This is a genomic window from Halorubellus litoreus (genome assembly GCF_037081675.1).
In the GTDB taxonomy this organism is placed as follows: domain Archaea; phylum Halobacteriota; class Halobacteria; order Halobacteriales; family Natrialbaceae; genus Halorubellus; species Halorubellus litoreus.
In genome coordinates this window covers 266872-285669 of the sequence record NZ_JAZAQL010000004.1, presented here as the reverse complement: position 1 = coordinate 285669, position 18798 = coordinate 266872, and the positions used below count along the sequence as shown (strand labels likewise).

Sequence of the window (18798 nt, the reverse complement as noted above, 5' to 3'; positions counted from 1 at the left end):
GCGGGGGCCACCTACTCACCGGTCGGCGCCGTAGACGACGCGTGAGGGGGCTTGGTACCCACAGTCGGGGCAGTCGTACCACCGCTGTGTCGCCCCGTCTGCTGACTTCTCTCAGACGTGACCGTCGTCGCTTGGCCATTCCGGACAGCTGAGCTCCGGGGCAGGATGCCCCCGAAGCACGTCACGGAACGAGGGTGCGTCCTTCATCTCCGATCTCCCCGACCACACCCTCTAGCCGTCGACGGGAATCACCCCACGCCATTTGTACCAGTAGGACTCGGACGGGCGATACAAGATGGCTCGGTAACCGGCCTCGGTGTTCTGATACGCGAGTGTCAAGGAACGGCTTTCGCGTCGCCAGTTGATGATGCCGAGCATTCTTCAGTAGTGGACGTCAGCGGGCACGATCCAGAGCTCTTCACTCTCCTCGAGGACTCTGTCAAGCTGTCCACGGTGGCGAATCCCTGTTGCGTGTTCGGTGTACAGATAGATGGTCGGGCCGTCGTACGCACCGACCTGGTGGAAGGCGTGCCGGGCGAGGTCCTCGTCGCGCATGATCTCCTCGTCGGAGAGTTCGTCGATGGCCTCTTTCACCCGATCTAGATTACGCTCGAATTCCTCTTTCGTTGCCTTCCAGCCATGCTCAAGGAGATCCTGACCAGCATCAGAGTCGACGGGGGTCACAGTCGGCAACTCTCCCCATCGCGCCTTCCCCGCAACGGACGTGTCTTTCTCGTCGAAAGTTACGTAATAGTCAAAGACTGCACCAGCGTGTGGGTCAACGCCGACTAATCGATCGAACACCGCCTTCCCCGCAGCTAACGCTTTTTCATTTGTCGATGCCTCTACGAGCGCGTAAATTACCATGTGCATCTCGAATACCTCGAAACGCCGACGCACCGGTGTTCGTTACTCGCTTTCTCCGACTGCGCCGGCACCCATCGCCGGCGCTCGAAAAACTCTCGTCGGGACGGCGGATTTTCAGGATTCGTCGGCTCGTTCGACAGTGATGGTTAGGTCGCCCGATGCGTAGTCAGCCTCGATAACCAATGAACGGCTGCATACCAAGCTCGAACCGACCACAACGAACGTGTCCGCGCACACGTTCTTTGCGGAACTACCCGAGAAACACGGCGTCGTCGACGTCGTGTTTCTCATCGATGGTGCGAAACCGCTGAAAGACGCCTGCACGCGTCACGGCCTCGATTTTCGCTACGAACGCCATGGAAATTGCAATCGCGTCGAACGTGTCTTTCGGGATGTAAAACGCAGAACTACCGCTTTCTCGGACGATTTCAGCCATACCGAGGCGGGAACTGCTGACGAGTGGCTCAAATAATTCGCCTTCGTATGGAATCAGCTAATCTGATCACGACCCCTTGCTGAGGGCAAACGATTATTGATGACTGGGCTGATAGGTGTACCATCTTCAACGAGTGCTTCGGTGAGACCGGACGATGACTGCACGCCCACCCTCTGATTTAATTCTCGTTGGCAGTGACGCCACCACACTGCGAGACCACGCCTTTGAACGAGCCACAACACACGCGGGACCGCAACCAGGCTCAGTCTTATACCTCACGCCAGATACCAAGGATGCTGACTGGCTTCGAGACCACTGGCGTCAGCACAGCCGCCCAATTCAATTCGCGGCGCGAGGGCTTGACGCCATCGTGGATCAGGTCTACGATCGAAGCACGATCGCGAGTCAGGCGACGCACTTCACTCGCCCCCATCACCGACAAGCCGTCGAGACCGCACTCCATACGCTCCAGTCGGACCATCGATTCGCACCCCCTGCCGACCCGATGAGTACCGGCCACCTCACAGAACTCGATGACTTGCTCACGCTCACAGAGTTCGCCGGGCTCCACTCACCTACCGCTATCGCAGACCGCCTGCAGACCGAAGGCCTCCCCGAGCTCGCCACTGACCTCGAAGCACTCAAAACCGCATTCGAAACCGCTCGCAGCAGCTTCACCGACACCATAGACCGATCCTTACGATCTGAACGATACGCGCACGTCACAAGCCAGACGCCAGCGGACTATCTCTCTCATGTGGACGTCGTCATCGTCGGCCAGTTTTCGCGACTGTCACCAGTTGAGGCCGAGCTCCTCGAGTGGCTCACAGCGGACCGGCCGACGTACGCGATCAGTACCCGCTTCACTGAAGCGACCCCCACGGGGACTGATCGGACACTCCAAGACCTCTGGCACACATACACCACACGACTCGACCTCACCCCACACCGGGTCAGCGACAACACAGCCACAGCGCCCCCACTCGACCCCACCGTGTTCGGGCGACTCTATCACCCAACCACGAGAGACCCCGTGCCAGTCGGCGACGGAGTTGAGCTTGTTGCACCAATGGACGTGGGGCACGAAGCACGACACATTCTGCGGCGCGTGCAGTCACTCGTGACGACTGAGGCGGTTCCCCCTGGAGACATTGGGATCGTGATGACGGACCCGGGCACATATCTTGAGCCGCTTGCTGCGGCAGCGGCCGAGCGCGAGCTCCCCCTCCGGTACACTCACGACCGAGACCTTGACAACACCCGACCGGGCGCGGCGATGTTTGATTTGCTTGCGTTTCTCACTGACCCGGCTGACCCGACTGCACTGGCAGCGGTTCTCACCAGTCCCTGCACGGACCTCACCAGCCACGAACCAGCACTCGACGCGATCACACTCGGGGAGACACTCCAAGCAGCGATCGCGGAGAATGCAGTTGCAGAGCTGGACGCTGACGCGACCGCACTCGTTACGGAGCTGCAAGAACAGGCCAGTGCGGTCGCCGCTGGATCCATCGAGGACCTCCAGTCGATCAGACAAACCTTCGGGTTGGAGCCGGAGGACGAAGATGCGGCGTCTGAGGTGGGGGCGGCAGCCTGGGAGACGGTCGAGCGTACGATCGACGTTGTGACAGCACGTCCGATGCTTGAGTCGCGCCCCCACTGGGTGCAAGCGCTACGACGTGCGTTCGCGAACGCGACCGTCTCGACCACACACGGCCCCAAGCATGCCAGTGTGGACCTCGTAGGTGTGCTTGATGAGACTGAACGCACGTTTGAGCATGTCTACATTGCAGGGCTTACGCAAGCGCACTATCCGAGTGGTGGGCGGCGGCTGGCATTCACACGGCGGTTGAACGAAGCGCACCGGGATTTTGATCGGACGAACCCCGACCAGCGTGCTGATCACCGCATTGCCTCACTCATCACGAGTGCGCAGACGGCGACGCTCACTCGCCCACGAACGCGCGAGGATGGCAGCGAGTACATTCCTGCTGGCCTCCTGCAGGAACTCCGCAGACACACCACCCTCAAGTCGACTAGTGTTGATGAATACGACCACTTGACCAGCGAGGCAGCACCGTCGGAACAGATTGGGTCCAGCAGTGACACCTGGCGCGCCCTCGCCGTGCTGGGTGGCGAGAGCCGCGACGCACTCACCACCGCCCACACTTCGACTCAGGATGTCCTCACCACGTATCTGAGTCAGGATGAGGCCGCTGCACGGAGTTCGACGGTATCCCGTGGCGTCGACACGGCTACGAGCCGGGCGCGGAGTAAGCCCGGCGCTCGGAATGGGTGGCTCGAATCGGAGACCGTCGGGTTGCTCAAGGATGATTCCGATGGCGCGATGTCGCCGAGTGAGATTGAGACGTACGCTGCGTGCGGGTTCAAACACTACGCCAGCTATCTGCTTGATCTCGAACGCGAGGATGAAGACACGACCAGCGCCGACCAGGGAACGATCGTTCACGACATCCTTGACGAATTCTACACGACGCTCCAGGGTGAGGACGACACGCCAATCGACCTCAGCACACACGACCCCGAGACCCTCGAAGCCCACCTGTTCGAGGTAGCAACTTCGGTGCTTTCCGATGTAGATGATCCGGATGCGGTCACTGACCGCTGGAAGCGATCGCTCTTGGCGGGCCTCGCCAGCGACGCCGTGAACCCGTACTACAATCCATGGGGGATGGCTGAGCCTGTTGCTGGGACGCTGGCCAGTTTCCTTGCGGAAGAACGCACGCTCCGGGGTGTGACAGACGCGATGACTGAGCCACTCACGACACAACCAGCGTACTTCGAACGGTATCTCCAAGCAACGATCGACGGAGTCGATTTACACGGAAAAGTCGACCGAGTGGATGTCACGCCGGATGGCGAGTTTGTCGTCCGCGATTACAAGACTGGCTACACACCAGGCGCCGACGAAGTTCTCGACGGGCTAGCGTTCCAACTCCCCGTCTACCTCCTGCTCGCAACCGCGGATCTCGAACACACACCACTCGGCGGCACATACTATCAGCTCGCCGGCCCGAATAACGTCTCGAGTTACAGCACCGTGCTCGCAAGTGCCGAGACGGCCGTCTGGCACAAACACGGGGGAAGCCCACTCCGTCGGCATAACACGCCGCGACTCGAGACACAGGAAGCGTTTACAGAATTCCTGACTGAGACCATCCCAGAGCGGATCACGCGAATCATCGAGAACATCAATCGGGGGTATTTCCACCCCACTGTGAACGACCCCGACGCTGCTGGCTGTTCGTACTGTGAGTATAGCGAGATCTGTGACGTGCGGTCTGATCGCCGGCATGCGTTCATCGACAAACTTGACGCCCGCCCAGAGGAAGATGTGTACGTCCCAGTGGCCGCACGTGGCGAGGAGTATGAACCAACAACTGAGTCGCTGGATGGGGGTGATGCCTGATGCAGCCGAGTGACTTGACCGACGAGCAGCGCCACGCTGTCGGCACAACCCGCGCAAATTATCCGTTGATTGCTGGTGCGGGCACCGGTAAAACCACAACGCTCTCGTTCCGGTATGTCGCACTCCTCGAGCAGAACCCTGACCTCCGACCGCGTGAGATTTTGGTGACAACGTTCACGAAACGTGCAGCACGTGACCTCGTTGGCGCCATTCGAGAGCGCGTCCTGGATCGTATCACCAGCGCAGATCCCGACGACACGACCGACATCGAACGCTGGCGACAGGTCTTAGATGAACTCACTGACGCATACGTGCATACGCTGCATGCGTTCTGCCAGCGCATCCTCGAAGAGCACGCACTCGACGCACCAGGGATTCAGCCGGGCTTTGAACTCGTCGACGACGTCGAGGGGGCTGAACTCCAAGCCGACAGTATCGACGAGTTCATTGCTGCTCAACCGCCCTGCGTGCAGACGCTCCTCGATGCCAATCTAACGAGCGAGTCGGGTCTCCACAACATTCTCTCAGATCTTTTCAGTGAACGACCACGCAGCCGCGACTGGGCCACGTACTGGGCCGACAGTGAACACACCGCTGATGAGTACATCGAGCACGTCGAGGCAACGTTCCACCCGCTTCCAGACGACGACGCCCAAGCCATCCTCTCCAAACCGGCGCTTCGGGCGGCTGTGGACTCGCTACGGTCGTTCCTCGCTGACCCACCGACGAGTGACCCGGGTACGAGTATCGGCCGGATCGAGGACGTCATCGAGTGCATCGATGCTGCCGGGGGACTCGGTGGTCCGCAGACCCCTGCGGCGCGGCGCCGACTGATCGCTGACTTGAGCGACATCCTCACCAAGAGCGGCGGTGGTACGTATGCGGATTACAGTCCGAAACAAGGCGGGTGGAACGCATCGACCAGGACTCGCGAGGAAGTCGGCGAGACTGTCGAAGAGCTTGTCGCAGCCGTGGAGGCGGAGCGCTGGCAGGAGGCACTCGGGGACGTCGACCTCGACGTGGACCGCCAGACGACACCGCTCGTGTTCGCACTCGCAACTGCCTTCGACACGGTTGCTGAGCGGTATCAAGAACGGAAACGTAACCAGAACCTCGTTGACTACACAGACCTCGTGCAGACGACCCAGCGGCTCCTCACTGCCGACGCGGGCGCGGGAGCTGTCCGTGCGGCGCTCCAAGCGCAGTTCGAGTACGTGATGATCGACGAGGTCCAGGACACAGATCCCTCGCAGTGGGAGATCGTCGGGGAACTCACGCGACTCGGGGCGGACAGCGGGCACTACAGTGGCGAAAACGTGTTCGTCGTCGGTGACGAGAAACAGTCGATCTTCCGGTTCCGTGGCGCCGACGTCGCCGTGTTCGAAGCCTCTAGAACTGAGCTTGTCACCGCAAACACCCAGGCGTTGGCTGCGCTCGTCGACGAGGACCTTGCGGTCCGCGTCCGAACCGGCGACCGACCCGGATTCGAACTCGCAGCGAACTTCCGAACCCTCCCTGGGACCCTGGAATTCATTAACGCGCTGTTCAGTGGCATTTTCGACGCTGATACGCCGGATCGCGACCCCTTCGAGGCCCCACCACAACCCCTCACGGCCGCTCGCGACAATCCAGCCAACATCGAGACCATACCCGAATACTTGCTCGTGCCAGATGAAGATCTTGCACCTGACGTACTTGATGAGTCGCACCCGCTTCGAACCCAGCCTGCCTACCATACGCGATCGAATGAAGCCCACGCTGTCGCCGCCCGCATCACCACCCTCGTCGACGACCACACCCAAATCTACGACACCACGGCGCCGAACGCAGACGTAGTGGATACCGAGTCGGTGTCGTTCGATGACATCGCGGTGATTCTCCGCAAGCGCACGCATCTCCAGGCGTTCAAACACGCATTCGAGGAATATGACATACCGTACACGGTCGTTAAGGGCGATGGGTTCTTCGAGACGCCAGAAGTCGAGACGCTGTTGAACTTACTCGATGTCCTCGTTGATCCCCACGCTGAGATCCCGCTCTATGGGGTCCTTCGCTCACCACTGTTCGGGATCGAGGACGACATCCTCGCACACGCCCTCGCCACCGCGGACGCCGACAGCGCTTGGGCCCGGCTTCACGAGAGCGACGACCCAGCGATCACTCGAGCGATCGACGTCCTCGAACACGCCCGCACGGCGGGTGGTTGTGATGGCTCCCCAGCCACTGTTGACGCGTGGAGTACGCTCGTGGAAGAGGTCTTGGAGCGGACGGGCTACCGAGCGAGTGTGAGTGCGGACGCTCGCCCACGGCAGGCAGTCGCGAATATCGACCACTTCCTCGATCTTGTCGCTGCACACGATGACCATGCGACCCTCGGGGCGGTTCGTGACCGCTTAGACGCCGAGCATGAACACGCGAACTACAGTCCAGAAGCTGCCATCCCCGAGGGCAGTCCTGGTGTACAAGTCATGACCGTGCACGCGGCGAAAGGCGACGAATTTCCCGTCGTCATCGTGCCCGGCATCATGGACGCGTACAACACGCAGAGCCCGATCAATAACAGCCTGGAGTTCGAAGTCATCGACGGCCAGCCGGAACTTGGGTTGCAAGTTCCGGACCCCGCGAATCCCTTCGAGTCGTGTTCGACGGTGGCGCGACAGGGGATTCGCGACGCTCGGATGCAACGCCTGCAAGCCGAAGAGAAACGCGTGCTCTACGTCGCTTGCACGCGCGCTGAAGACCACTTGATTCTGGCCGGGACACACGGTGGCGAGATAACCGACACCGGCAACCTCAACCTCGACGCAGCCGACCCTGACAACCCTGGGTCCTGGGGTGATCTGGTGCAGCCACTCCTGCTTGATGACGATCTCTCGGAGCTGCTGGCGTCTGAAACGGGCTCCCTCACACGCACGCTGCCAGGCGAGCTCCAGCGCGAGGGCGCGACTGTCACCCCACAGTACACCATCTCGCTGCCACCACGACCGGCACCGATCAAGGAGGCCGAAAACTCGCCCCCGTCGTCGCTCCACGCGGACCTCACACAAGTCGACCCCGCAGCGCCAACCTATCGGCTGGCCCCATCCCAACTCGCCGACCTCGCAAGCGACCACGCTGACGGCGAGCTGATCTACGATGCGGACACGAACACGATCCAGTACGAAGGCACTGCAGCGGCCGACGGCGGAGACGAAGATGCAGACACTATGGGTGCGGGAGCATCCACAGGTGACGCCACCACTGGGGGTGGTGCCGACGACGTACTAGGTGGTCGAGTGTTCGGAGAGGCAGTGCATCGCATCTGTGAACTGCAGCCGCCACGGTCTGCATGGCGTGCCGTAATCGAAGATACCCTGCTCGCGATGGATGTCGAACACGAGATCACGGCTACAGATGAATCGAAAGTCGCAACCCACGCATCGCGCGCCATTACGTTCGTAGAGAACTATTTGACCCCTAGGACGCGTCGCTACGACGAACTGGAACTCACCGCCAAACTCCCTAATGGTGAACTCTATGGCTTCATCGATTGCCTACTCGTCGACGATGGCGACTACCACATTATCGACTACAAGACCGGCGACCACAAACCGGAGGACCTCGCTGAGAAGACCGCATACTACCAGCCGCAACTCGACGCGTACGCAGCAATGCTCACTGCGACGGCGCACGTCGATTCAATTACAACGACTCTATACTACACTGCACTCGACGAAGCACGAACCACGACGTACCCGGGAGGAATCGATGTTGGAGAGGTCGAACGCCAGATTGAGCAGGCGCTTCTAGAGCCCGATATCAATTTAACAGACTAACCGCCAATATTGACGGTCTGTCTGATCCTGGCATGGTCTTGCTCATTCAGATGTTGAGGGATCGTGTTGTTGCGGTGGCGGACAGAGTTCTTGACGACCCCGTGTACCTTCGTTACGACGAAGGAGTTGGGGATTTTTATGGCATTGCGTTGAGGAGGATGCGGTCGCGTTGGAGGACGGGTTCGAGTTTCGGGCTGCGACTATCGAGATCAAGTTCTTCATGCTGCCAATTCCGGCCGCCTTTGCCGTTCCAAACGCCATACACTGTCACCTTCGGCAGTACAACCACGCCGAAGAACACGGCGAGATAGTACAGTAGTTCGGTGGCTAGTGTCCAGGACCCGGTCGCCTTCCGTGGAATGTCGACCGGATAGGCGATGTGTTGGGTGGGCACCCCAGCGTCACGACCGCGTTCAACGAACCCGTAATCGTTACTCAGCAAGATTGCCGTCTTCCGACTCTCACGATTGTACGCCTTGTACGCTTCAATAATCGCATCGTCGCCGGTGTTGCATTCGATAATGTCGACAGAGCGGTGGGTGCGGAGGCGCCGATACTCGTACAAGCCGAGGAGGCCCTCGCGGTTAGCGCCGGCGGGTTGGTTGTCAAGGCGTGCGAACTCCTCGCCGAACGCTGCCGTGAGCTCGTGGGTATTGTATTGTTTGTAGTGCCAGTCGAGTTCTTCTTTCACGCCGGTTGCGAGGGCGTAGCCATTCGTCGGCTTTCGCTCGGCAGCATCCTGGGTGCCAGTGTCGCTATCGATGTCGAGAACCTCGGGGAGTCGCCAGCCGATGATGTTTGCATCCACGCCGGGCATGACGGGGTCGTGGCCGGCTTCGAGATTGGTGTATCCATGGCGCCGGATGAAGTCAATAACGGTGTCGTGATTCTTCAGCGGGAGGAGCCCGCTGGCAACCGTCCTGACACAAGTCGATCATTTCCCGCCTCAGTCACGCCCCACAATCCAGTGGAAGGGCACATCTACAGCTAACACTCGTTGTGGCGGTCAGCAGCTCCAATCCGATCACACTCTCCTCTGTCGTATCGTCTCAACTCTACGCTTTCTCACACTCACCCAGTTCCGAACTCAGGAGAGGGGCAATGAGCAGCCCAGCGATACGACCCATTTCACACAGGCTCTCTCGGCACCAATACTCGGCCCGGTGGTGGGCTTGCTGACTCTCTCCTTGGCGTCTTCACGACTGGGATTCCATGTGGTACGCATCGCCGAACGTCTCAAAGTGGTCAACCAACACGGTCATCGCATCCATGATCTCGGCTTTCGAACTGACGTGTCGATAAAACACCGTGTTCGAATCATACGGATTCGGCGCCATCTCCAGCTCCCACTCACCTGCACGCGTCTGCTCAGCTACTGACTCATCGATCCCGGTATCGGCGCCTTTGAGCTTGTATCCGAACGCCCGGAGCGCCCCATCGATATCCGTCCGGTTGTACTCCGCCGGCGGCATCCAATACAGATGCACGTTCAAATCTACCCCATCCGGCGCCGCCGGCCCCGACAACGAGTGATTAATCCGATGATTCGCCAAGCCACTCCCCGGATTCTCACTCTGCCTTAGCCGTGCAGTCTCACCTTGCTCGAACAGCTCCGGTTGCGCCTGCATCATCTGGGCTTCAAACTGCCGTAGGAGCGCGCCAACCTGCGATTGGAACTCTTCGACCAACCGGAGCGCCTTCACGTACCGATCATCCACCAACCCATTCGAGACCACATCCTCACTCATGCCTCAACCCACTCACGCAAGTACCGTAGTTGTTTGCTCAACAGGCGCGTCCGCTGTGCCGTCGGCAACAAATCCACGATCCCTGTCGGGCCGGCTAACTCCGCGACAACCGCCGCCGTCTGAAAGCCGACGACACGACGTTCGATACTCGCACACAACAGATACGCATTCGCCGCCCAATACGCATCCACACATGCCCCGCGTACGAGACAGGACCGCAACGCCACCGCGACGTCCCGCCAGTACAGCACTCGCACCGAGGGCTTCCCCGGCCAGTCGAGCCGCGGCCGCTCGGTATCCGTGTCGATAGTGGTGCTGTCGAGGGTGGCGGTGAGCGCGTCTTGCTGTTGCTCGGGGAGGAGTAAGACGTGTGTCCACTCGTAGTTGGGGTAGTGGTGTTCGACGAGGGCGACGGTTTCCGCTGTTTTCGCGTAGTTTTCATCGCCGAGTTTTACTTCGATGGATACGGCGCGGTCGTCGTGGAAGATGAGGAGGTCCGCGCGGCGGTCGGTCCCGTCGGCGTTTGGGAGGACGGCTTCGGTTCGGACAGTGGTTGGGTTGTCGTTGAGTGTGGTGTCGAACAGTGTCTCGGGTAGTGCGTGGGAGGGTCTGAGTGTTCGGGCCAGCCACGTTGACCAGTCGGGTTCTGTGGCTGGGGGGAGTGGGCCGCGCTCGCCACGACTCATGTTAGTATCACCTGCTAACGGGTCGGTGTCGAACGGCCCCTCCCCAGCCGCCCACTGTTCATTCGCCCGCTCGAACGCCGCCACAACCGCACCCGCCGTCTCACGCCCCGCCCCAGCAAAGTCACCCCACCACGTATCAACCGACCCCCACCACCCACCATCGCACTCACCCACCACGCTCTCCCCCACACCAACACCGACCCCCATCCCGGCCTCGCTTGCCGCCCACCATTCGTCCACAGCCCCACACCCGGGTTCCGAGTCAACCGTGACGCGATCTCCCGCATACCGCCCACTAACCAATGCTGCGCACTCAGACTCAGGCCACCACGCATCAATCGCCGCCCACTCACTCCCACCCACACTCATAGCCATCCCAATCCCATACCCAACCCACTCGCATTGCAGACCCAAAGACCTACTCCCGGCCCTACCCCACACCGACTCCCACCCCCGACCGAACATCTTCAGCAACACAGCCCACCACTACTCACGCCCCCCAGCACACCAACCACCTCCTTGTCACCCTCTCCAACCCACAACCTCTCCACGCACGAGCTTTGTCCATGCGGGGGCGACCACGTGCAGACACTACGCAACGTGCTCCCTCCCCCACCCGGCCCGATTGCAGTCCCTCCAGCATCGACACCCGAAATCGATCCGGGTGCCCGTGCACGTCCGCGATGCCGGCACGGCCTTCTCGCTCCCACCCGCATCACAGAATCCATATTAGGGGTTCTCCCGTCGTGTGTTACGCCGTCGTAACACGCTCGTCACCCAGGTCGTAACGCACAACCACTCGTCCGAGACTTGCCCCTAGCCGGACGAGTCCCGGACGAGTCCACGCACCAACCACTAGCGAATAGATGCATACAGCGGCGGCGTCGGTGGAATTACTTGGCCGTGTGATATGTTGGGGCTATCGCCCAGATCAGCGTGTTACGGTGTTCGCTCGTGGCTGGTTACGACACCGTAACATCACCCCCGTCATCCGTCAACACCTGCTGTCCGCTATCGCCCTCACTGGCCGTCGCGGTCACACCGTTGACAGCGTCGGCCTCGCTGAACTGACTGGTGTACTCGTGCCACGCGTCCCTATCGATGATGATGAGGTTCCGATCGTTCCGTCGCTCGTCGCCACTCGCTGGTGCGAACTCGAGGAGGTCCTTGCCGAAGCGGCCGATGAACTCCATCACGCGCCGCACCGTGTTACGGTTGGGATGGCGGACGTCCAGGCGCTTCGCGAGTTCGGGCGTTGCGACCTCGCGTTCGATGACGTCCTGGAGCTTGTTCGACGACAGATGTAATTCGTCGCCATGTGGCGTTGCATACTGCGCCAGATGTGGGAAGAGCCGCGCGGCGATCTCTTGGTTCGAGCTGAGTTCGTGCTCGTAGGGCTCCAGATTCGTCGCCGTCGTGTACAACTGATGCAACGGCGTGAGGTCCTCGACGCTCGGCCCGGCTTGCTGTGCTGCTAGCTCTGCGGCGTCGACCTCGCCGTGGGCGACCTCCTCGACGCGCGTCTCGAGGTGTTCGAGCCGAGTGAAGACGTCGCCGTCGTTCTGCACGTGGACGTCGGCGGCCGCGCCGTCGAGCTCGCCGTAGACGATGTCTTCGAGCTCCCAGACGTCGGTGGTGATGAAGTCCAGGCGATCCGTGATGTCGCGTTCGACGTGCGCGATGGTGCGTTGGAGACCCCGGCGTTTCCGCTGTTCTCGCTCAGCTTTCGTTCTTAACCTATCCACCTCGCGATTCAATGCATCGTTCTCGCTCTCAAGCTCCTCGACGGTCTCGTCGAGATTCTCAACTTCGGCTTCGAGGGTGCCGACGCGTGCTTCGAGTTCCTGGAGGCGCTCGCCGACGTCGTCTTCGAGCTCGTCGAGTCGCTCCTCGAGGCTCTCGTGGTCGGTCATCCCGCATCACCTCCAGCGTCCGCAGTGGTGGTGTCTGGCTGGGTGGTGGTGTTGTGGCCGAGTTCGACGGCGGTGATGGCGGTGAGGACTTGGATGGCGGGGCGGGTGAGGTGGTAGTGGCGGCGCCGGGCGTCCTCGAGGCCGTGCTGGATACAGACCCAGTTGCGGTCTTCGAGGCAGAGCTTGGTGGGGTAGAAGCGACTCGACGATGGTTCGTCGGCGTCGTAGTGGGAGTAGGATCGGAGCATTTCGCGGATGCTGGTGGCGGTCTCGCTCGCCTGTGGGTGCGTGGCGTCGAGGGCGCGGAGGATGGCGCGTTGGAAACCGGAGAGGGTGTCGAAGCGGTTGGCGTCGCGCTCGTTCTGTTCGTTGTCGGTTGTGTGGGTGTGCGTCTGGTCGGTGGGGGGAGTGTGGTTCGTCATTGGTCGATGAGTTGGCCGCAGAGCTGGCTGCGCTCGTGGTCGGTCGTCTGGTCGATCCGTGGGATGCAGTCGTGCGTGTCGTCGACGAGCCATCCGCCATCCGGGCCTACGTTGGTTCCGCGTGCGCTCCGGGGGCGGGGCTGGTCTCGCTCGTGGGGTGAGGGTCTGATTCCACGCGGCGTGGATGTGGTCGGCGCGGAAGGTGACCCACTAGCGCCCGGGCGGGTCGAGCACCGCGGATTCGACCCTGGTGGGGTAGCCGCGCGTGCTGTGAGTGACCTGGAGGGGGCCGATTTTGGCGTGGTCGACGATGATGCCAGCGTTGAGCGTGGTGTCGTCGTCGACCACCGCGGTGGGGGTCATAGCAGTCCTCCCGTGGTGGCGAGGGCGATGCGCGTGGTGGCGGCGGTGATCGTCCATCGAGTGTAGGGAGTCATCGGGTGTTCTCGCTGGTGACGGCGCTGAGTGGGGGTTGGATGAGCCGATCGGCGACGCTCCCATGGTTGAAGCCGCCGGGGTGTTGGCGTTCGGGCCGCGCTGGGTGTCGAAGGCGTGTTCGAAGCGGCGGCAGTACCAGTCCTTGTCGGCGTCCTCCCCGCGTGTGGGTTTCGAGAAGCCTGGCGCCCGCCGATACAACGCCTCTGGGCCCGCGTCACAGTGCGGACACGCGTCCGTCACCCCGTACTCCGGGTCGTCGTCGCTCACCGCCCGTCACCTCCGGTGAGGCGGGTGAGGGCGTGGTCGGCGTACGTCCACGCCGGCGTGGTGGTGAGGTCGTGCTCCTCGGGGGAGATGTCGAAGGCGAGGTGGAGTTGGTCCGCCACCGCCTCGCTGATCCGCTGTGATTGGGTGGGGGTGGTGACGCTTGTGGTGGTGGTGGTGGTGATGCCGTCGCGCGTCACGCGATGCGTCTGTTCGACGATGACCGCAGTGGGTTGGTTGGTGGATGGTGCGTCTCGGGTCGGTGCGGGAGGTTTTTCTCCCGCGCTAGCATCCTTGCTCATGGCTGCGTCGCCTACTTCGACGGAGCCCACGCGGGCCCGATGTCCACGCATCGGGGCCCGCAGTTCTCGTGAGGACCCACGCTCGGAGAGCGACAGGTCCGCGATGAAGCTCGCGTCACACAGTCCTGTGTGAGCCGGATACTTACGCTTTACCCCCGAGATTGTGTGATTTTTACTTTGGATAGGGTGGAAAAAGTTCTTGATGAAAACAGTCAATTGGGGCGCGCTATGGCGTATGATTAATGCAACCCCGGTTAGCCAATTGGATGACTCCCTCAGACCGGGATATCCTCGAAATCCTCGCAAATGAGGGCGGCCACCGCGAGCTAGTTCTGACCCCTCGGTTGATCGCTGAAAACTCCGACTGGGCCAGAGATACAATCCGCGAACACGTGGTCCTCCTTCGTGACCACAATCTAATCGAATATCAAGACGAAGCTGCAGGCATTTACCGACTCTCAGACCACGGACGCGCGTACCTTGCTGGCGATCTCGACGTCTCCGAACTGGAAGACGAGGGCGTCTAGACCGCAGTTGATTCCAACGATTGGATTCTTTTACCCGGCTCACGCCGCAGCATTATTCCACCCTGTATTTGAACTGCGAAGCGACGATGCCAGACTTGCCACTTACAGTATAAGTCAATAAACATCTGAGTGGGTAAATTCGGGTCTAAGTTGTTCCAAGCGTAACGTTATTCGACACCCCGGATACTGGAAATCAAGGATTTTGAGCTTGATTACTGAGCGAATCGAACTTCTCAATGACTCTCTCGAAGTAATCTTCAGTCATTATTCTGGGGTTACTAACCCTGTGAAAGTCGTTTAGGATATATTCCACCTCCTGCCTACTAAGCTCATAGGCGTGGAAAGCGGCCGCATCAAGCTCAGCCTGTACGTCTCGACGTTCCTCGGTATTTGTTGCAGGATTAATTCCTCCGAGACGTTCACGCATCTCTGCAAACTCTTTGCCGTAGCAATTAAGCCGAGCGGCTCGGTGGGATATGTATTTAAACAACGCATCCCCCTCAGTGAGTCGTGGGAGCTGTGACTCTTCAATTACATACTTAGACATACTAGTGTCAAGCTTAGTACGGACTAAGTAATCAAAGCAGATGCTATTCAGTAGACCAACTGCTGCGAAAAGTTCTTCATCTGAGAAAACTCGTTCGTAAACGCTATGAAGTGGTGAATCCCCGAGATCTTCCAGTGCAGGTTTAATTTTGTATGGACGGACCACGGGGACTTTCTCATAACATACAACACCTTTAGGTAGTACTGTTGCTATGAAACTACGTTCGTCTGTGGCTCTTGATATATGCCTAAACCCTATCCGATATTCAGTACAATCTAATAACACATCTTCTTCATTTAGCTCTCCACGGCCGTGATCTTCCAAAAGGCTATTTACAAATCCGATCTGTGAACCGGTGCCTTCAAACTCTTGATAGAGAGACTTTTTAAGTGACCTCAAATTCTTCTCCCGAATCCTATATTTTGCACTTATCTCTTGATCCTTTGACTCATCTACACTCCACAGGGAAGGCGAATTGATGTCCTCAAAAAATGTTGAATCATAGCTGAACATATAGATGTTCTCGCCTCCGTAAACAGGATAATCGCCTTCTTGTTGATTTTCTACGAACCGGTCACGATCTCTGGTCTGGTTCAACTCCTCTTTGTAGATATCTATATACCAATTCTCTTGTTGTTTTTCACTCAAGGGTGGGAACTGGATTATACTCTGAATTATACCGATTTCGGTTTCAGAGTCTATTTGCGGGAAGAGCCGGACTGTTGGGGAATATTCTAGCAATATTTCACTTGATATATTAAACGAACTGCTGTCAAATGACGATAGAACTTCTAGGTCATGCTGTTTAAATATCCCCCTAAGATAATCCGTCGACCCAAAATTCTGTAGCGTTACTATGCCGAAGTTATATCTGTTATCGATATCCTCGAATATGCCATGATTTTCGAATGAGACTATATGTTCAATTGATGTATCGGAAAGTAAGTGAGTTCGTAAGTCCTTTCCTGAGGTGCCTATGAAATTTCTTCCAGGTATAATCTGTGATACATACCCCTGATCCCCTACTAAGTCCAATACTCTTTCCATGAAGAGGGCAGAGAGATCGTGCTTTCCGTGTCCTCCTACTTCCGGGCTTTGAAGCGAAAAACTTGAGCCGTTAGTAAAGTACGTCGACAGTGTTTGCATTTGGTCCTGGTGTTCTTCCCAGCCATTCTCTATTGCTGTATTTTTGAGGAGTTCCTCCTGCTTCGAATCTTTGTCACTTTTCCCCCGCGTTCTGAATATTGGATCGAATTGAGTGAAGTAATCCTCCCGATTCGAAGTGAGAACCTCCCACGGTGGATTCCCGATTACGATGTCAAACCCGCCAGTGTCGTACACTGGTGCGAATTCCAGGACCCAGTGGAATGGGTCAAACTCACGGATGTCCTCTATACCCAACGATGATAACCCGGCCTCATGGAATTCTTCAAGGACCTTCTCATCCAAGGAGTCAGCATGCGAATCTATACGTGATTCAGCAAGGTAACGAGCATCACGTCGGGATTCAGGATCTTTAGCGGTGTTGTAACTGTCTATAGCTTCAATCACGTCTTCAAATAATTCTCGAACGCCAGTTCCGACTCCTTCTCCCCAGTTCGACAATGGCTTATTCCCTTGATTATCGATTTCAATGAAATCCGAAAATCCAATAAGGGAGTTCCCTTGTCGAATGTTGAAGTCGATGTTCGGTAGCGGCTCTACCTCGTTGGGTTCGTCTTCGATGTCGGCGACCATCGACAACCACAACCGAAGTTTGCAGATTTCGACGGCGCCGTCGTCGATGTCGACGCCGTAGAGGTTGTTGAGGATGATGCTGCGTTTGGCGTAGAGGGAGGGGCCGCCGGAGCTCGAATTGATGGCTTCGAGTTCGTCGCGGGTTTTGCTGGTGAGTTCCCAGCCGTGGCCGGTGTCGGTGAGGTGTTGGAAGTACTCGATGCATTGGAGGTAGATGTCGAGGAGGATTTCTTGGGCGGCGAGGAGGAAGGCGCCGCTGCCGACGGCGGGGTCGAGGACGCTCATCTCGGTGAGGACGTCGTGGTAGAGCGTCTCGACGTGGTTGGTGTCGACGCTGTCGGTGGGGGCTTGGGCGGTGATGGCGCCGCCGTCCGCGAGCGCCTCGCTCGCATCCCCACTCTCGATGTCGTCCAGTGCGAACACTTCGTCGATATCCTCGTAGTCGGCGCCGACGGCGTCGTTCAGCTGGTCGAGTAGATACGGGTGGATCGTGCGGCGCGCCATGAACCCGGTGATCTCTTCGGGGGTGTAGTAGGCGCCCATCTCCTTCTGGTTGACCGTCTGCTCGAAGATGTGGCCGAGGATGGCGGGCGAGAGGTTCTTCGGGTCGACGATGTCGAGTCGTTCGTCGACGTTCCAGTTCCAGTCCGAGAGGAAGTCGAGGATGTCCCCGAACAGCTCGTTCGTCCGCTCGGTCGTCTCACCGAGGCGGGCGTCCTCGAACTCTTCCTCGACGGGGTTCTTCGAGAAGAGGCCACCGTTGAGGTACGGGAGGCTCCCGAAGTCCCCGCGGTCCACGCCTTCGGCGAGCATCTCGAAGAACAACGGATGATAGAAGTCCGCGTACACGTCCCCCTCGTCCTCGACGACGTCCTCGTGTTTGTCGTGGAGATAGGAGCGATTCCGGTCCAGGAGGCGCTTCTCCTGGATGAAGTAGAGGAAGATCATGCGGTCCAGGACTATCTGGACGTACCGCTGTTTCGCGTCCCCGCGGTCGTCGGGGATACCAGCGACCTCCTGGACGAGGTCCGTGCGGAGTTTCTCGAAGTCCTCGTAGAACTCCTTGACGACCTGCTTCGTGTCGTAGAGCGTGTCGACGACCGTGTCGGGATTACCGTACTCGATGCTGTTGAGCTTCTGGAGCACCGTGTTCTTCTGACCGCTATCGCTCGTCATCTGCTCTTTCGTGAACGAGAGCTTCTGGTGCTTGATGCGGCCGTGCTGTTGGCCCTCCCAACTCCGGATCCGAGTGAGGAACGTGAACGACTCGTAGTCGTTCGTCGCGACCAGATTCGTCCGTCGCGCCCGATTCTCCGGTTTGAAGTCGTTCGCCGACTCCCCAGCACCCGCCTCCACCAACACAATGAACTCGCCGTCGTCGATCTGCAGCGCTAATTTGTTCTCCGCGTCAAGCCCGTCGTACCGCTTCAAGCCGCGTTTCTCAAACGAAGCCGCGATGTCGTCGAGCGAATCCCAGTCCGCGATATCCCCAGCGGAGATCTGGTCAGCCATGCCCCACACCAACCCGGGAGGTCACATAAAACCCACGTGCGGGAACCTGATGCAATCGGCCACTCCTCTGGTGAAACGATAGGTCATACAAAAGCGGCTGAGCCAGTAGCAACTACAGATGTGAACCATTCAATGTTGTCCGACGACAGGGAGC

At 59.0% G+C, this 18798-nt stretch carries 12 protein-coding genes and 2 pseudogenes; 4 read left to right on the top strand and 10 right to left on the bottom strand.

Going from position 1 to position 18798, the window contains the following annotated elements:
* Positions 1 to 15: 15 nt before the first annotated feature.
* Together VYJ16_RS18935 and VYJ16_RS18930 are read right to left on the bottom strand one after the other, a co-directional pair.
* Positions 16 to 378, bottom strand: a pseudogene (locus VYJ16_RS18935) (DUF7568 family protein).
* A gap of 3 nt (positions 379 to 381) precedes the next feature.
* The gene (locus tag VYJ16_RS18930) at positions 382 to 873 is read right to left on the bottom strand and encodes a DUF7995 family protein (protein WP_336351881.1); all 492 of its coding nucleotides are present in this window, start codon (positions 871 to 873) and stop codon (positions 382 to 384) included.
* A gap of 172 nt (positions 874 to 1045) precedes the next feature.
* On the opposite strand from VYJ16_RS18930, the pseudogene VYJ16_RS18925 reads away from it, so the two are divergent.
* From VYJ16_RS18925 to VYJ16_RS18915, 3 genes and pseudogenes are all read left to right on the top strand, one after another.
* Positions 1046 to 1339, top strand: a pseudogene (locus VYJ16_RS18925) (IS6 family transposase); the annotation flags it as partial.
* 334 nt (positions 1340 to 1673) lie between these two features.
* On the top strand, positions 1674 to 4733 hold the full coding sequence (locus VYJ16_RS18920; protein WP_336351880.1) for a PD-(D/E)XK nuclease family protein: 3060 nt from the start codon (positions 1674 to 1676) through the stop codon (positions 4731 to 4733).
* Positions 4733 to 8548 (top strand): UvrD-helicase domain-containing protein, encoded by a 3816-nt coding sequence (locus VYJ16_RS18915; protein WP_336351879.1) that lies wholly within the window; start codon positions 4733 to 4735, stop codon positions 8546 to 8548. The genes VYJ16_RS18920 and VYJ16_RS18915 overlap by 1 nt, the downstream gene beginning before the upstream one ends.
* Positions 8549 to 8684: 136 nt before the next feature.
* Here VYJ16_RS18915 and VYJ16_RS18910 read toward each other — a convergent pair whose 3' ends face one another.
* The 7 genes from VYJ16_RS18910 to VYJ16_RS18880 all read right to left on the bottom strand — a co-directional run bounded on the left by VYJ16_RS18910 (position 8685) and on the right by VYJ16_RS18880 (position 14321).
* Positions 8685 to 9365, bottom strand: a complete 681-nt coding sequence (locus VYJ16_RS18910) for a hypothetical protein (protein ID WP_336351878.1) — start codon at positions 9363 to 9365, stop codon at positions 8685 to 8687.
* Between the two features lie 379 nt (positions 9366 to 9744).
* Positions 9745 to 10296, bottom strand: a complete 552-nt coding sequence (locus tag VYJ16_RS18905; protein WP_336351877.1) for a hypothetical protein — start codon at positions 10294 to 10296, stop codon at positions 9745 to 9747.
* Positions 10293 to 11222 carry a hypothetical protein gene (locus VYJ16_RS18900; RefSeq protein WP_336351876.1) on the bottom strand — a complete coding sequence of 310 codons (930 nt, stop codon included), beginning with the start codon at positions 11220 to 11222 and terminating at the stop codon, positions 10293 to 10295. Before VYJ16_RS18900 ends, VYJ16_RS18905 begins: the two co-directional genes overlap by 4 nt.
* Positions 11223 to 11944: 722 nt before the next feature.
* Positions 11945 to 12895 (bottom strand): hypothetical protein, encoded by a 951-nt coding sequence (locus VYJ16_RS18895; protein ID WP_336351875.1) that lies wholly within the window; start codon positions 12893 to 12895, stop codon positions 11945 to 11947.
* The gene (locus tag VYJ16_RS18890) at positions 12892 to 13317 is read right to left on the bottom strand and encodes a hypothetical protein (protein ID WP_336351874.1); all 426 of its coding nucleotides are present in this window, start codon (positions 13315 to 13317) and stop codon (positions 12892 to 12894) included. The genes VYJ16_RS18895 and VYJ16_RS18890 overlap by 4 nt, the downstream gene beginning before the upstream one ends.
* 210 nt (positions 13318 to 13527) lie before the next feature.
* The gene (locus VYJ16_RS18885; RefSeq protein ID WP_336351873.1) at positions 13528 to 14022 is read right to left on the bottom strand and encodes a hypothetical protein; all 495 of its coding nucleotides are present in this window, start codon (positions 14020 to 14022) and stop codon (positions 13528 to 13530) included.
* Positions 14019 to 14321, bottom strand: coding sequence for a hypothetical protein (locus tag VYJ16_RS18880; protein ID WP_336351872.1), 303 nt, complete (start codon positions 14319 to 14321; stop codon positions 14019 to 14021). The genes VYJ16_RS18885 and VYJ16_RS18880 overlap by 4 nt, the downstream gene beginning before the upstream one ends.
* Positions 14322 to 14587: 266 nt before the next feature.
* On the opposite strand from VYJ16_RS18880, the gene VYJ16_RS18875 reads away from it, so the two are divergent.
* A complete protein-coding gene (locus tag VYJ16_RS18875; RefSeq protein ID WP_336351871.1) occupies positions 14588 to 14848 on the top strand; it encodes an ArsR family transcriptional regulator in 261 nt (86 codons plus the stop codon).
* A 193-nt stretch (positions 14849 to 15041) separates the two neighbouring features.
* On the opposite strand, the gene VYJ16_RS18870 is transcribed toward VYJ16_RS18875, so the two are convergent.
* On the bottom strand, positions 15042 to 18644 hold the full coding sequence (locus tag VYJ16_RS18870; RefSeq protein WP_336351870.1) for an Eco57I restriction-modification methylase domain-containing protein: 3603 nt from the start codon (positions 18642 to 18644) through the stop codon (positions 15042 to 15044).
* Between the last annotated feature and the right edge of the window lie 154 nt (positions 18645 to 18798).

Bases quoted from the DNA above. Each gene is read 5' to 3' on its own strand.
- VYJ16_RS18930 (WP_336351881.1), bottom strand. From the start codon at position 873: ATGCACATGGTAATTTACGCGCTCGTAGAGGCATCGACAAATGAAAAA.
- VYJ16_RS18915 (WP_336351879.1), top strand. From the start codon at position 4,733: ATGCAGCCGAGTGACTTGACCGACGAGCAGCGCCACGCTGTCGGCACA.
- VYJ16_RS18910 (WP_336351878.1), bottom strand. From the start codon at position 9,365: ATGCCCGGCGTGGATGCAAACATCATCGGCTGGCGACTCCCCGAGGTT.
- VYJ16_RS18905 (WP_336351877.1), bottom strand. From the start codon at position 10,296: ATGAGTGAGGATGTGGTCTCGAATGGGTTGGTGGATGATCGGTACGTG.
- VYJ16_RS18895 (WP_336351875.1), bottom strand. From the start codon at position 12,895: ATGACCGACCACGAGAGCCTCGAGGAGCGACTCGACGAGCTCGAAGAC.
- VYJ16_RS18890 (WP_336351874.1), bottom strand. From the start codon at position 13,317: ATGACGAACCACACTCCCCCCACCGACCAGACGCACACCCACACAACC.
- VYJ16_RS18880 (WP_336351872.1), bottom strand. From the start codon at position 14,321: ATGAGCAAGGATGCTAGCGCGGGAGAAAAACCTCCCGCACCGACCCGA.
- VYJ16_RS18875 (WP_336351871.1), top strand. From the start codon at position 14,588: ATGACTCCCTCAGACCGGGATATCCTCGAAATCCTCGCAAATGAGGGC.
- VYJ16_RS18870 (WP_336351870.1), bottom strand. From the start codon at position 18,644: ATGGCTGACCAGATCTCCGCTGGGGATATCGCGGACTGGGATTCGCTC.